Annotated in this window: 13 protein-coding genes; 3 read left to right on the top strand and 10 right to left on the bottom strand. The window is 73.9% G+C overall.

The genetic code is table 11. The features are described from left to right. Positions 1–11 precede the first annotated feature (11 nt). A complete protein-coding gene (locus DAI17_RS15060) occupies positions 12–2,237 on the top strand; it encodes a 3-hydroxyacyl-CoA dehydrogenase NAD-binding domain-containing protein (RefSeq protein ID WP_107774023.1) in 2,226 nt (741 codons plus the stop codon). 110 nt (positions 2,238–2,347) lie between these two features. Here the strand turns inward: DAI17_RS15060 and DAI17_RS15065 are convergent, their stop codons facing one another. From DAI17_RS15065 to DAI17_RS15075, 3 genes are all read right to left on the bottom strand, one after another. Beyond that, positions 2,348–3,187, bottom strand: a complete 840-nt coding sequence (locus DAI17_RS15065; RefSeq protein WP_107774024.1) for a hypothetical protein — start codon at positions 3,185–3,187, stop codon at positions 2,348–2,350. Continuing rightward, entirely contained in the window at positions 3,180–3,713 is a 534-nt protein-coding gene (locus tag DAI17_RS15070; RefSeq protein WP_234412516.1) for a SigE family RNA polymerase sigma factor, read from the bottom strand. Before DAI17_RS15070 ends, DAI17_RS15065 begins: the two co-directional genes overlap by 8 nt. Before the next feature lie 113 nt (positions 3,714–3,826). Beyond that, the gene (locus DAI17_RS15075) at positions 3,827–4,909 is read right to left on the bottom strand and encodes an RNA polymerase sigma factor (protein ID WP_159081580.1); all 1,083 of its coding nucleotides are present in this window, start codon (positions 4,907–4,909) and stop codon (positions 3,827–3,829) included. 210 nt (positions 4,910–5,119) lie between these two features. Between DAI17_RS15075 and DAI17_RS15080 the strand changes: the two genes are divergently transcribed. After that, positions 5,120–5,827: an ABC transporter ATP-binding protein gene (locus DAI17_RS15080; RefSeq protein WP_107774026.1), complete on the top strand. Its 708-nt coding sequence runs from the start codon at positions 5,120–5,122 to the stop codon at positions 5,825–5,827. Beyond that, on the top strand, positions 5,802–7,322 hold the full coding sequence (locus DAI17_RS15085) for a hypothetical protein (RefSeq protein WP_107774027.1): 1,521 nt from the start codon (positions 5,802–5,804) through the stop codon (positions 7,320–7,322). Before DAI17_RS15080 ends, DAI17_RS15085 begins: the two co-directional genes overlap by 26 nt. Positions 7,323–7,425: 103 nt before the next feature. Here DAI17_RS15085 and DAI17_RS15090 read toward each other — a convergent pair whose 3' ends face one another. The 7 genes from DAI17_RS15090 to DAI17_RS15120 all read right to left on the bottom strand — a co-directional run bounded on the left by DAI17_RS15090 (position 7,426) and on the right by DAI17_RS15120 (position 13,061). Beyond that, positions 7,426–7,794 carry a VOC family protein gene (locus DAI17_RS15090; RefSeq protein ID WP_107774028.1) on the bottom strand — a complete coding sequence of 123 codons (369 nt, stop codon included), beginning with the start codon at positions 7,792–7,794 and terminating at the stop codon, positions 7,426–7,428. A gap of 38 nt (positions 7,795–7,832) precedes the next feature. After that, positions 7,833–8,408: a hypothetical protein gene (locus DAI17_RS15095; protein ID WP_107774029.1), complete on the bottom strand. Its 576-nt coding sequence runs from the start codon at positions 8,406–8,408 to the stop codon at positions 7,833–7,835. A gap of 74 nt (positions 8,409–8,482) precedes the next feature. After that, positions 8,483–9,088 carry an RDD family protein gene (locus DAI17_RS15100; protein WP_107774030.1) on the bottom strand — a complete coding sequence of 202 codons (606 nt, stop codon included), beginning with the start codon at positions 9,086–9,088 and terminating at the stop codon, positions 8,483–8,485. A gap of 126 nt (positions 9,089–9,214) precedes the next feature. Then, a complete protein-coding gene (locus DAI17_RS15105) occupies positions 9,215–10,066 on the bottom strand; it encodes a hypothetical protein (protein ID WP_107774031.1) in 852 nt (283 codons plus the stop codon). Then, a complete protein-coding gene (locus DAI17_RS15110) occupies positions 10,063–12,363 on the bottom strand; it encodes a MinD/ParA family ATP-binding protein (protein ID WP_107774032.1) in 2,301 nt (766 codons plus the stop codon). The genes DAI17_RS15105 and DAI17_RS15110 overlap by 4 nt, the downstream gene beginning before the upstream one ends. A 170-nt stretch (positions 12,364–12,533) precedes the next feature. After that, positions 12,534–12,746 (bottom strand): hypothetical protein, encoded by a 213-nt coding sequence (locus DAI17_RS15115; RefSeq protein ID WP_107774033.1) that lies wholly within the window; start codon positions 12,744–12,746, stop codon positions 12,534–12,536. A 111-nt stretch (positions 12,747–12,857) separates the two neighbouring features. Next, positions 12,858–13,061 carry a hypothetical protein gene (locus tag DAI17_RS15120; RefSeq protein WP_159081581.1) on the bottom strand — a complete coding sequence of 68 codons (204 nt, stop codon included), beginning with the start codon at positions 13,059–13,061 and terminating at the stop codon, positions 12,858–12,860. Positions 13,062–13,184: the final 123 nt, after the last annotated feature.

Below are 13,184 nucleotides of genomic sequence, written 5' to 3' on the forward strand. Positions count from 1 at the left end.
TCACCCACCCCATGAGCACCACCACCGAGACCCAGACGGCCGTCCGCTACGAGCGCGACGCCGACGGCATCGTCACCCTCACCCTCGACGACCCCACGTCGAGCGCCAACACCATGACCGAGCTCTACCGGCGCTCGATGGACGCGGCCGTCGACCGGCTGTACGACGAGCAGGACGACGTCGTGGGCGTCGTCATCGCCAGCGCCAAGAAGACGTTCTTCGCCGGCGGCAACCTCAAGCTGATGACGCAGGCCACGCCCGACGACGCGCAGCAGATCTTCGAGTCCGGCGAGGCCATCAAGGCCGGCCTGCGCCGCCTCGAGCGGTTCCCCCGCCCGGTGGTCGCCGCGATCAACGGCGCCGCGCTCGGCGGCGGCCTCGAGATCGCGCTGGCCGCCGACCGGCGCATCGCCGTCGACGACCGGTCGGTCAAGATCGGGCTGCCCGAGTCCACCCTCGGCCTGCTCCCCGGCGGCGGCGGCGTCACGCGCGTCGTACGCATGCTCGGGCTCCAGTCCGCGCTGATGGACGTGCTGATGCCCGGCACCCAGTTCGACCCGCGGGGGGCGCAGGCCAAGGGCCTGGTCGACGAGCTGCTGCCCACGCGGGAGGAGCTCGTCCCGGCCGCCAAGGCGTGGATCCTCGAGCACCGCGACGACGAGGAGGCCCGCTCCAAGCCGTGGGACCGCGCGGGCTACAAGATGCCCGGCGGCACCCCGAAGACGCCGGCGCTGGCGCGGTTCCTGCCCGCCTTCCCGGCGCTGCTGCGCAAGCAGACCAAGGGCGCGGTCTACCCGGCGCCGCGCGCCATCCTCTCGGCCGCGGTCGAGGGCGCGCAGGTCGACTTCGACACCGCGTCGCGTATCGAGTCGCGCTACCTCACGAGCCTGATCGTCAACCAGGGCTCCAAGAACATGATCCAGGCGTTCTTCTTCGACCTCCAGGCGATCAACTCCGGGTCGCTGCGGCCCGAGGGCATCGAGCGCTGGAAGGCCACCAAGGTCGGCGTCCTCGGCGCCGGGATGATGGGCGCCGGCATCGCCTACTCCTGTGCCCGCGCCGGCATGCAGGTCGTGCTCAAGGACGTCTCGTCGGAGAACGCCGAGAAGGGCAAGGCCTACACCGCCAAGCTCAACGCCAAGGGGATCGAGCGCGGCAAGCTGACCCAGGACAAGGCCGACGAGCTCCTCGGCCGGATCACCGCGACCGGCGACCCGGCCGACCTGGCGGGCTGCGACCTGGTCATCGAGGCGGTCTTCGAGGACCCGTCCCTGAAGGCGAAGGTCTTCGCCGAGGTCGCGCCGTACGTCGACGACGACGCGATGCTGTGCTCCAACACCTCGACGCTGCCGATCACCGAGCTCGCCGAGGGCGTCGACCGGCCCGCCGACTTCATCGGGCTGCACTTCTTCAGCCCCGTCGACAAGATGCCGCTGGTCGAGATCATCCGCGGCAAGGAGACCTCCGACGTCGCGCTGGCCAGGGCCTACGACGTCGTCCAGCAGATCCGCAAGACGCCGATCGTGGTCAACGACTCGCGTGGGTTCTACACCTCGCGGGTCATCGGCACGCAGATCAACGAGGGCCTGCGGATGCTGGCCGAGGGCGTCCACCCGGTCTCCCTCGAGCGGGCGGCGACCCAGGCCGGCTTCCCGGTCGGGCCGCTGCAGATCAGCGACGAGCTCAACATGGAGCTGATGCTCAAGATCCGCAGGGCCACCGCCGAGGCGGCCGCCCGCGACGGCGTCGAGCTGCCCGAGGACCCGTCGGGTGCCGTGGTGCAGACCATGGTCGACCTCGGCCGCCCGTCACGGCTCAAGGGCGCCGGCTTCTACGAGTACGACGAGTCCGGCCGCCGGGCGGGCATCTGGAAGGGCCTCGCCGAGACCTTCCCGGTCGCCGAGGAGCAGGTGCCGTTCGCCGACGTCAAGGACCGGATGCTGTTCATCGAGGCCATCGAGACCGCGAAGTGCTTCGAGGAGGGCGTCATCACCTCCGCCGCGGCAGCCAACATCGGCTCGATCATGGGCATCGGCTTCCCGGCGATGACCGGTGGCGCCGCGCAGTTCATGACCGGCTACCAGGCCACGGACGAGCGCGGCCGACCCGCCGGCGAGGTCGGGCTCGACGCCTTCCTCGCGCGGGCCGACGAGCTCGCGGACGCCTACGGCGAGCGGTTCCGCCCCACGGCCTACCTCCGCGACCTCGCGGCCAAGGGGGAGTCCTTCCCCGCCTGACCGGGCAGTTCCTGGCCGCCGGAGCCCGCCGACCTCCCTCCTTCCTGACGCGTGAGCGGTCAGGGAGGGGGAGGTCGGTCTCTTCCCGGTGACACGGACTGCCCGGTCGGCTACTCGCGGTCGTGGATCTCGATCGAGTCGATGACCTCGAGCAGTGAGCGCACCTCGTCGCTGGGGGTCTTGCGCGTCCATCCGGCCCACACGACGAGGGGACGACCGTCCAGGTCGATGACCCAGGCCTCGTAGGTGGTGCCGCGTCCCAGGTAGGTGATGCCGGCGTTGACGGCAGCGTGGAACATTGCGTCGTTCAGGCACTTGCCCGTCCCACCCTGCTCCTGGAGCCGGAGGTGGACGGCGGGGCGGCCGAACCGGACGGTGTCCTCGGGGCCGGACGTCACCCGGAGCCGGGGCACCTGCGTGAGGGATCGCACCAGGGTGGCGGTGTCGTCGCCTCTCACGTCGGTCATCGTGCAGGACCGTTGGGCGATCCACTCGACATCCATGAACAGCACGCCCAGGTACCAGTCGGGATCCTGGTCGAGGACCTCGTTGTTGGCGCCGGCGTGGTCGGACACCTCGTCGCCCAGACCCTCGAACCGGTTCGGACCGACCCAGGAGTTCCAGCCGGCGGGGAGGGTGAACTGCACGATCGGCCGCGAGCGGTGCGCGGGCTCCAGCTCGTAGGTGCCCTCAGGCAGCGTCGTCATGCGAGCCCCCGGGTAGGGCGTGACGTCGGCCGTCCCGTCATCGGCCGGTCGCGCGTCGACGCCGTCCCGGTCGGTCGCGGCCAGCAACCCGGTGACCGCCAGCACGCACGCCGCCACGCTCCCCGCCACGGCGTGCCTCCGGCGCCGGCGCGTCCGGCCCGCCGCCTCGATGAGCTCGAACGCCGGCACGGGGGTGGCCAGCTCGGCCTCCTCGCGGAGCGCCTCCAGCAGCCGCTCAGACATGGTCGACTCCTTCCTGGAGGGGGGCGAGGCTCGCGGCGAGGGCGTCGCGGGCCCGGCTCAGGCGGGACTTCACGGTGCCGTCCGGCACGCCGAGCTCCGCGGCGATCGCGTGGACCGGCAGGTCGGCCAGGTAGTGCAGGGCGATCACCTGCCGCTGCTGCTCCGGCAGCTGCCGGAGGGCGGTGATGATCTCGACGTGCTCCTCGAGGGCCTCCGGGTCCCGGGGCGGGAGCATCCGCTGCTGGGCGCGCCGGCCGTTGCGCATCTTGCGCCAGCGGCTGCGGTGGGCGTTGATCGCGGTGGTACGCAGCCAGGCCTCCTTGTTGTCCACACGGAGGAAGCGCCGCCCGCTGGCGGCAGCCCGGACGAACGCCTCCTGGACGAGGTCCTCGGCCTCGTCGAAGTCGCCGGTGATGCCGAAGAGCTGCACCACGAGCTTGCGGTAGCTCGCGTCGAACACGTCGCGGAGGGACACGCGGTCCTCGAGATCCGGCATCCGTCCGAAGGTGATGGAGTCCTGGTCCATGCTGGCCTCCTGGATGGGATGACCACGACGACTCCCCAGCACCGCCCGGGGTTCCGTGTCGGCACGAACCTCTTCGCCGGGCCGGCGGTGCGGGACCGCGCTGCGGAGCCGGCTCATCGCGACTCCCGGTCGTCGAGCTCGAGGGAGTCGAGAAGTCGCGCGAGGGCGCGGCGCTCGACCGTCGTGGGCCCCATCGGCAGCTCCGCCTCGACCACGACGGCCCGGCCGCGGAGCTCGACGACCCAGAAGTCGAGCCTCGCGTGCTCGTTGCCCAGGAGCTCGCCGCCGCGGAGGGTGTCGAAGGTCCACCTCGGGTTGCCGTTGCGGCATGCCGCGTGCGGGACCCGGACGCGCAGGTGGACGGCCGTCGTACCCCACCGCGTCACCGGGTGCGGCCGGACCACCACATCGGCGCGGGGCAGACCGGACAGGGCGTCCGTGACGGCGGTCGGGGCGGTCCCGAAGACGGCTGAGACGTAGGACGACCGGCAGGGACCGTGGACGACGCCGTCGACGACGTACGTCGCGAGGTGCAGCCACGCAGTGCCGTCGCGGATGGCCGAGTAGATGCCGGAGCCGCTCGCGTTCTCCCGCCAGGGGCTGCCCGGGGGGACCTCCACGGACACGCCGACGGGCTCGCCGGGGACCACCGAGGGCAGCGCTGCGCGCCCGGGTGGGATGCGGTCGCCCACCTCCTCGACCTCGGGCAGCCCCGCCCTCAGCGGCACCAGCGTCGCCGAGGGCTCGCGCGCCGAGGGGTCGTCCTCGTCGACCAGGGCGACCGCGCCGACGACGGCCGCGAGCACGTACGCCGTCGCGGCCAGTCGGGTCCGACGCCGCACCCGCCGTCGTGCCCCGTCGCAGACGAGCTCGTCGAAGTCGGGAGGGACGATCCCGGGCAGCGCCTGCTCCCGAGCGATCGGTCCAGGGTGTCGGACGGGGGGCTCTCGCCGGCGGGCCCGGAGCGCGGCCGTGCGCAGCCAGGCCTCGGGGTCGTCGGCGCGACGGAAGCGCCGCTCGGCGGTCGACGCCCGCACGAACGCCCCCTGCACCAGCTCCTCGGCCTCGGCCAGGTCGCCGGTCACGCGGTACAGCTGAGCCACCAGCCTGGGGTAGGCGACGTCGTACACGTGACGGAGGTCGGCTCGGTCCTCGTCGTCGGCCTCACGACCGAAGCTGATCGAGTCCTGGTCCATGGCGTCCTCCAGGCGGGGGCGCACACCACGGCGTGCGGCCGAGCCCGGAGGGCGTGCCGTCCCAACACCCTCCATGGTGCGCCTCGGACCCGGCGGCGGCACTGGCCCGTGCGGACCCACTTCGACCAGCCGACGGCTCGTGGCTGTTGCAGAGGCCACGATGTGCCGGAAACCCCGCCGAGGCGGGTGTTCCCGCAGGAGGATGTCGCCATGAACGAGCCCGTGATCGACGTACGCGGCCTGCACGTGCGCTTCGGCGAGGTGGAGGCCGTGGCCGGCATCGACCTGCAGGCGCAGGCCGGCCACGCGACCGCGCTGCTGGGCCGCAACGGCGCGGGCAAGTCGACCACCATGCGGGTGCTCGCCGGCGTCGTGCCGCCGACCGCCGGGACCGTCCTCGTCCACGGCGTCGACGTCGCCCGCGAGCCGGTCGCGGTCAAGCGGTTGGTCGGCTACTGCCCCGACGTGGGCGGTCTCGTCCCGCGCGCCACCCCGTGGGAGCACCTCCAGCTCGCCGCGCGGCTCCGCCGGCTCGCCGACTGGGAGACCCGCGCCCGCGACCTGCTGGAGCGCTTCGAGCTCGGCGACGTCGCCCACCGCGTGACCAGTGGCTTCAGCCACGGCATGGGCCGTCGGCTGTCCGTGGTCCTCGCCGCCCTCCACGAGCCCGACGTCCTGCTGCTCGACGAGCCCTTCGACGGCGTCGACCCGCTCGGCGTCGAGGCGACGATGGTCGTCATCGAGGACGCCCGCGCCCGGGGCGCCAGCGTGCTCGTCTCGACCCACCTGCGCGACCTGGCGATGCAGGCCTGCAGCACCGCAGTGGTGCTGCGCGGTGGCGCCCAGGTCGCGGCGATGGAGGCCGGGGAGCTCACCGGGGAGGCCGGCGCCGATGCCTACCGCGCGCTCCTCGACTGACGCCGGGCTCGCCGGCTGGGTCCGGGCGTCCGCCGACCTGCAGCACCTGCTGCGCTTCCGCGCCGCCACCGTACGACGCCCGCGTGCCGCGGCCGTCGCGGTTGCGGTGCTGCTCGGGGTCACCCTCGCCGCGGCCGTGGGTCCCGTGCTGGTCGACGGTGCCGGCAGCACGACCGTCCTGGCGGACCACCTCGGCGCCATGCTGGCCGGCTTCCTCGTGCTCGCGGTGGCGGCGGCGATGGCCTCCGGTGGCGGCCGCGAGCTGGTCCCGCGCGAGCAGGCGGCCGTGCACCCGATCGGCCACCGCACCGAGCACCTCGGGGCGCTGGCGCTGGCGCCCCTCAACTTCGCCTGGCTGCTCCAGGCCTGGCTGCTCCTCGGGGTCGCCGCGCGCACCACCGGCACCGACGGCTGGCTCGCGGGCCAGGCCGTCGTCGCCGCGTGGGTCCTCTGCGCGACGGCGCTGGCCCAGGTGGTCGGCTGGCTGGTCGAGACCCTGCGGCGCACCACCCACGGCGTCCTGGTCGTCCGGGTCCTCGCCGTCCTGGTGGCCACGGTCGGGGTCGCGCTCCAGGCCGCCGACCGGCTGGTCCCGCTGCTCGAGGGACTCCCGACGCGGCACCTCGCCGAGGTGGTCGTCGAGGGCGACGGGGCCGTCCCCGCGCTCCTCGCGCTGGCGGCCCTCACGGGCCTGGCGGTCGTCGTCGGTGCCTGGCCCGCCGGCGTCGCGCTGCGGCGTACGCCTCGCGAGGAGCTCAGGGTCGAGTCCGGCAGCCACCCGGCCCGCCCGCTGCCGGCGAGCGACCTCGCCGTGCTGCGCCGCATCGACCGGGCGTCGGTGTGGCGTTCGGTGCCGATGCGTCGCGGGCTCGTCGTCCTCGCGCTGGGGCCGGGGCTGGTCGCCCTGGGTGGTGGGATGGACTGGACCCAGGTGCTGGTCCTGCCGGCGCTGGTGGTGAGCGGCGGTGCGCTGCTCTTCGGGGTCAACGCGTGGTGCCTGGACGGGCGTGGCGCGCTGTGGCGCGAGAGCCTGCCGGTCGGGCCGGGGACGGTGTTCGCCGCCCGGGCGCTGACCCTGGCCGAGTGGCTGGGCGCGGCCGCGCTGGCGACGCTGGCGCTGGCCGCGCTGCGTGCCGGCGTGCCGACGCCGACCGAGCTGACGGCGCTGGTCGTGACGCTCGTGGTCGTGCTGCTCCAGGTGGTGGCCGTGTCCCTGTCGTGGTCGGGACGGCGGCCGTTCCCCGTGCAGCTCTCCTCGGCCCGGGCCACGCCGGCCCCGCCGATCGTGATGGTCGGCTACTCCGCCCGGCTGGCCGTGAGCACCACGCTCACGGCGGTCCTGTTCTCCTCGGCCGCCCAGGTGCCGGTCTGGTGGCTCGTCCCGGCACTGGCCGTGCCGTTCGTGGCCTGGTCGACGGTCCGGCTGCTCCGGGCCCGTCGCCACTGGGTGGACGCGGCCCGCCGGGCGCACGTGGTGGTGACCGTCGCGGCGTGAGCTGCGGAATCACCGGGCGCCCGGTGATTCCGTGGGCTCGGCCACACTGCAGCGTGGCCGAACCCACCGGACTGCCCGGCAAGGCGCGGCCGTGCCTCGACGATCAGCGCGGCTCGAGGAACTCCAGCCGGTTGCCGAACGGGTCGGCGGCGTAGAACCGGTCGTGCCCGGGGAACTCGTCGTCCCACGTGACCTCGACCCCGGCGGCGTCCAGCGTCCCGGCGAGCCCCCGCAGGTCGTCGACCAGGATGCCGGGGTGGGCCTTGCGGGCCGGGGCGAAGTCCTGCTCGACGCCCAGGTGCACCTCGAGGCCGCCGCCGGCGAACCAGCAGCCGCCGCGGGCGGCGAGGACCGGCGGCTTCTCCAGCTCGGTCATCCCGAGCACGCCGCCCCAGAAGGCGCGGCACTCGTCCTCACCCCCGGCGGGGATCGCGAGCTGGACGTGGTGCAACCGGGCGAAGGCGAAGGTCATGCCGCGCATCGTGCCATCGGCCGAGACGGAGGCGGGCCTCAGTCGCGCGGGACCGACAGCACGGAGCACTCCGACTGCGCGACGCTCATCTCGCCCACCGCCGGGTCGTCCCAGCGCGCCATCAGGGTCGAGACCGAGGCGTCGTGGATGGTCGCCTCGTCGAGGCGGCCCTCGAGACAGGTCGCGTAGGCGTCGGCGTCGAGGCGGCCCTTCGTCAGCGCCTCCTGGGCCCGCGTCGACTCCTCGACGAAGTCGGTGCACGACATCTGCGCCGCGGTCCACGCCTCGGCGACCGTCCGGTCCAGGGTGGCGATCTCGGCCCGGGGCTCGTACGACGCGTCGAGCACGCCGCCGTCGCGCAGCTGGGCGGGCGTGACCCGCTCGAGGACGCCGTCGGCGAAGCACTCGGCGTCCCGGTCGTCGCCGGAGTCGTCGCCCGCCGCGTTCGCGGCGTACAGGCTGACCAGCGCCGAGCGGACCTCGGCCCTCGAACCGGCGCCGGCCGGCACGGTCTCGGCCTCCGCCTCGCCCGCGCAGGCGGCGAGACCCGGCAGGGCGGTCGCGACGAGCAGCAGGAACGCTGCTGTGCGTCCGGGTCGCGTGGGCACGCGCATGGGTGGGTTCCCCTCAGGTGGTGACTGCCCCGCGGCCGTCTGGTCCCAGCGTAGTGACGACCGCGGGGACCGGCTCACCCCTTGGGCTGCTGGATGACGCCGGTGTTCATGATCTTGTCGGCGAAGGTCTGCCGCTTGGCGTCCCACAGCGGCCACAGGTAGCCGATGTTGCAGGGGATGCTGTCGAGGATGTGCGCGATCTGCCGCACGAACGACATGCCGGCGCCGACGGGCTGGCCGGTCTCGAGGGAGATCAGCTTGATGCCCATGATCCCCTTGCCGATCGTGTAACCGGTGCGTCCCTGCCTGAAGACGATGTTCCAGAGCGTGAACGCGAGGACGAGGATCGCACCGAGCACGATCAGGACGGTGGCCAGGCCGGTGCCGCCGCTCGCCTCGGAGGTCGTGACGCCGGTGACCGGGTCGGTCGTCGTGTCGACGCTGGACACGAGGATGACGAGCCCGATCACGGCCGGGATGTAGGCGAGCATCGCCAGCAGGTTGTCGATGAGGTAGGCACCGACCCGCTGGAACCAGGACGCGAACGGCGCCGGTGCCTGGCCGCCGTACTGCTGGCCGTGGTCGTAGCCGTAGGCCTGCTGCCCGTAGGGGTGCTGCTGCCCGGCCGGGGCGTCCTGCTGGCCGTAGGGGTCGGACGGCGGGTTGCCGTAGTTGGACATGTGTCATCCCTCTGCTCTGGCCGGCGGTCGTCGCCGCCGGGCGGTCGCGCGGTCCCCGGGAGGGGTCGCCCCCGTGTCCTGCCCAGCGGCCGTCGGTCGAAACGCGCGACGTCCATGTCCCCGGCGTCAGTGGGTGAGCTCCACGTCCGAGGAGACGGCGACGGCCGACAGGTCCTGGGCGACGAGCCCCGTGAGCGTGTCGAGCGCAGCGGCGGCGGCCCGCTGCTCGGACGCCGCGTCGCGGCGGCGGGGACGCCGCGACTGGGGCTGGGGCGCCGGGTCCGGCGCCGGGGAGGCCGTGGGGGAGGCGGTGGGCTCGGTCGGGCCCGGGGCGGGCGCGGAGGTCGGGTCCGGAGCCGGCGGGGCGGCCGGGTCGGGGGGCGGCGCGGCCACCGACGCGCGCACCTGTGCGGCCTGGTCGTCGAACCACGCCCGCAGCTCGGCCAGCGACTCGGCGGAGAGCCGGCGCGCCCGGTCGGCGGCGACGACGACCTGGTAGGCGACCGCGGTCGTGCGGCAGGACGTGCAGCCGGCGTTGAGGGCGAGGGCGCGGTTGTTGGGCACGAGCGCCGGACCTCCGCGCACCACGACGACCTGCACCGACAGTGACGTGGCGGTGCAGCCGGTGCACGCCTGCGTCCACGCCACGGCCGCGTTGTCGAGCCGGGCCGTGCCGGCGCGCTGCACGTAGAGGACCTGGAGGGTCGCGCTCTCGGCCGCGCAGCCGTCGCAGGTCGCCGAGCTCGTGCCCGACGCGTCGGCGTCGACCTCGCGCTCGCGGGTCGCGCCCTCGGCGAAGGCCCGGTCGGACACCGCCGGCCGCGCGGAGGAGGGGTGGGCGCTCGCGGTGAGGTCCAGCACGCGACCGGGCGCGGACTTCCGGGCGGGGCCGGACGTCGTGCCGGCGCCGCCGGCGAGCAGCACGCCGGCGAGGGCGACGTACGCCGCACTGTTGCGGAGCCGGACGTGGCGGCTCACGGCCGGCCGCCCATCCGGGCGAAGTTGTCGGCGACGGCGGCGGCGATGTCCACCAGGCTGTCGCGGGTGCGTCGGTGCAGGGATGACATGTCGGTCAGGGCTCCTTGTTCGAGGGCGTCGTCCCAGGGGACGGTCACCACGCGGGCGCACCTCTTCTCGAAGTGCCGGCGCATGAGGTCGGGGGGCGCCGCCCCTCGCCGCTGGGCGTTGACCACCACCACGGCCTGCGAGACCAGGTCCTCGAACCCGTGCTCGTCCATCCAGTCCAGGGTCAGCGCGCCCGCCCGGCCTCCGTCGAGGCCGGCCCGCACCACGAGGACGACCTGGTCGGCCTCGGCCAGCAGCCCCTGGTTGGCGCTGTCGAGGATGCCCGTGCCGGTGTCGAGCAGGATGAGGTTGTAGAACCGGTCGAGCAGCCCGATGAGCCGGTGGTAGTCGTCGCGGCCCAGCGCCATCCCGATCCCGGGGTCGTCGTCGGAGGCGAGCACCTCGAGCCGCGACTCGAGCGCCTGCGCGGTGTAGGACCGCAGCGCCGCGTAGCTGGTGATCGAGTCCAGGTCGCGCAGCACGTCGGTGATGGTGCGGTCGTGCGGGGGCGCGACCCGGTGCGCCAGGTTGCCGGCGTCGGGGTTGGCGTCGACGGCGACCACACGGTCGCCCCGCAGCATCGCGAAGGTGCTGCCGATGGCCAGCGCGATGGTCGTCTTGCCCACACCGCCCTTGCGGCTCATCACGACCACCCGGCGGGACCCGGCGATGGGGGTGCGCAGCCGCCGCGCCAGCTCGCGGCGGTGCCGCTCGACGGCGCTCGGGCCGGGGTTGAGCAGGCGCCCGCTGGCCCGGTAGACCGCCCGGCGCCAGCCGTGCTCCGGCGTCGGCGGCCGCGGGGGATACATGATCTCGTCGGTGAAGCCGGCGGCCGAGACCACGGGCGGTGGGGGTACGACGGCGTCCCCCTCGAAGGCCGCCTGCTCCTCGCGGCGGGCCGCGCGGTTGCGCGACAGGGTGACCAGCGAGGTGAGCAGCCGCCACAGGACGACGACCATCCCCACCAGCGGCACCAGGATCAGCGCGATGGAGACGACCGCCAGGGCCATCGCCGCCCAGTCGCGGCGGTCCCAGGCCACGTCGAAGACCTGCTGCTGGAGCTGGATGCCGTCGCGGCCGCGCTGCAGCAGCTCGGGCAGGTTCCACACCAGCCACACCACCACGCCCGCCAGCAGCGGGACGATCGTCACGACCCAGGCGGTCACGACCCGGCGCGAGCGCGGACGCAGCTCGGTCACGCGGGGGTCGGCCGGCAGCCCCGGGCGCAGGCTGCGCAGCACCGGCCCGACCCGGGCGAACAGGTCGGGGACGCCGGCCAGGTCGGAGAGCACGTAGTAGCCGTCGAAGCGCACCACCGGGACCAGCTGCTGCAGCATCTGCACCTGCATGATCAAGGCCGTGAGGAGGAGCAGCCCGCTGCCCGTGGCGACGTACGCCGCCGCGAGCGCCAGCACGCAGAGCACGTTGAAGTAGAGGCCGCCGAGGTCGGTGCGCACGCGGCCGCTGCGTCCGAGCCGGTAGGACTCGGTGACGTCGGTGTAGAACGCCGGGAACACGATGTAGATCCCGACCCCGATCTCGCCCGGCTCGGCCCCGCCGTAGCGGCACGCGGCGGCGTGGCCGGTCTCGTGCACGATCGCGCCGGCGATGAGGAGGGCGTACATCACCAGCGCCAGCGTCGGGGTCGTGAACAGCTCGGTCACCGCGAGCCACAGGTCGCCGCGGGTCACGAGCACGACGTCGGCGACGACCAGCCCCGCGAGCACGGCGACGACGACCGGCGGCCAGAACAGCGGAGCCAGCACGCCCGCCACCCGGCTGGTCCAGCGGGCCGGCAGCAGCGTGCCCTTGGCGGTCAGGCTGAGCAGCGGGCGGGCCCGGACCGGACGGATGGGCTCCTCCGCCTCGTCGGCGATCACGAGGCCGAGCGGCTCGAGCCGGGTCGTGACGAGGTGCTCGAGCCCGTCGACGGTGAGGCTGCGCCCGTACGCCGCGCTGACGTCGGCCGCCACCTCCTCGGCCGGGCGCGGCGGGTCGACGTGCGCGACGACCAGGTGGAGCAGCTCGGACAGCTGCACCACCTGGCCGTCGACCCTGCGCACGAGGTAGGAGACGTCCCGCAGCCCCGACCCCTGGACGGGCCCGAGGAGCTCCAGGCCCAGCGCGCGTCGCCACCGCGGCTCGGTGGGCCGTGGCTCGGTGGTCCGCTCCGGTGCGGCGGCGTACGGGTCTGCAGTCGTGGGGTCCATCGCTCTGGTGTGCCCTGCTCTGGGTGCTCTGGAGGTGCTCCGGGTGCTCTGGTGGGTCGGGCTCTGGGACGACGGGTGCGCCAGAGCAACACACCCGCCGCCCGGTCTGGTGGCCCGGCGCCGTCGTCGGTCGGCGGTCGGCGGTCGCCGGGCGAGTCAACCGGTCGGGGTCAGGTCACCTGCGACGAGGCGAGGTACTGCATGGCGAGCGCCTCGGCCTGCGAGCCGATGGTCGCGGCGTTGACGGCGATCGCGAGGTTGACGCCCACGACGTTGGTCACGTTGACGCAGGCGAACTGGCAGCTCAGCGTCTCGCGGCGCGGGAGCGCCACCGCCGCCTCTGCGTCTAGCTCGGACAGCGCGATCTCTGGTCGGTGCAACATCCTTGTCCCTCCTTTCCTGGTCGGCCGTGCGGGGCCTCTCCTGTCGCCTCCCGGCCGACCGGGACGCGTGGTCCCCGGGTGGGGGCCACGCGCCGGTGCCGGCGTTCAGGCTCAGCCCTGCGAGACGGCGATCATCTGGGTCGCGGCGCTGTTGGCCGTGGAGTAGAAGGTCGCGGCGTTGAGGGCCATCGAGGAGTTGGTCGCCGTGATGGCGGCCCAGTTGGTGTTGCCGTAGCCGAAGTTCAGCGTCTCGCGGGTCGGAAGCAGCTCGGTGTGCTCGGCCTCGAGGTCGGCGATGGTCAGTTCCCTGCGCATGGTGTTCACCTCCCCCCTGAGCGCGGTGCGTGAGCGGTCATCGCACCGGGGCCGGCGTGACCCCAGCGTGACACCGCCGGCCGGGCGCGAGGGCGGTCTAGACCGTCGAGCCCAATCGAGGGG

The sequence above is a fragment of the Nocardioides sediminis genome (genome assembly GCF_003047295.1).
Classification (GTDB): Bacteria; Actinomycetota; Actinomycetes; order Propionibacteriales; family Nocardioidaceae; genus Nocardioides; species Nocardioides sediminis.

Bases quoted from the DNA above. Each gene is read 5' to 3' on its own strand.
- DAI17_RS15080 (WP_107774026.1), top strand. From the start codon at position 5,120: ATGAACGAGCCCGTGATCGACGTACGCGGCCTGCACGTGCGCTTCGGC.
- DAI17_RS15070 (WP_234412516.1), bottom strand. From the start codon at position 3,713: ATGGACCAGGACTCCATCACCTTCGGACGGATGCCGGATCTCGAGGAC.
- DAI17_RS15120 (WP_159081581.1), bottom strand. From the start codon at position 13,061: ATGCGCAGGGAACTGACCATCGCCGACCTCGAGGCCGAGCACACCGAG.
- DAI17_RS15065 (WP_107774024.1), bottom strand. From the start codon at position 3,187: ATGTCTGAGCGGCTGCTGGAGGCGCTCCGCGAGGAGGCCGAGCTGGCC.
- DAI17_RS15075 (WP_159081580.1), bottom strand. From the start codon at position 4,909: ATGGACCAGGACTCGATCAGCTTCGGTCGTGAGGCCGACGACGAGGAC.
- DAI17_RS15100 (WP_107774030.1), bottom strand. From the start codon at position 9,088: ATGTCCAACTACGGCAACCCGCCGTCCGACCCCTACGGCCAGCAGGAC.
- DAI17_RS15090 (WP_107774028.1), bottom strand. From the start codon at position 7,794: ATGACCTTCGCCTTCGCCCGGTTGCACCACGTCCAGCTCGCGATCCCC.
- DAI17_RS15110 (WP_107774032.1), bottom strand. From the start codon at position 12,363: ATGGACCCCACGACTGCAGACCCGTACGCCGCCGCACCGGAGCGGACC.
- DAI17_RS15085 (WP_107774027.1), top strand. From the start codon at position 5,802: ATGCCTACCGCGCGCTCCTCGACTGACGCCGGGCTCGCCGGCTGGGTC.
- DAI17_RS15060 (WP_107774023.1), top strand. From the start codon at position 12: ATGAGCACCACCACCGAGACCCAGACGGCCGTCCGCTACGAGCGCGAC.
- DAI17_RS15095 (WP_107774029.1), bottom strand. From the start codon at position 8,408: ATGCGCGTGCCCACGCGACCCGGACGCACAGCAGCGTTCCTGCTGCTC.
- DAI17_RS15115 (WP_107774033.1), bottom strand. From the start codon at position 12,746: ATGTTGCACCGACCAGAGATCGCGCTGTCCGAGCTAGACGCAGAGGCG.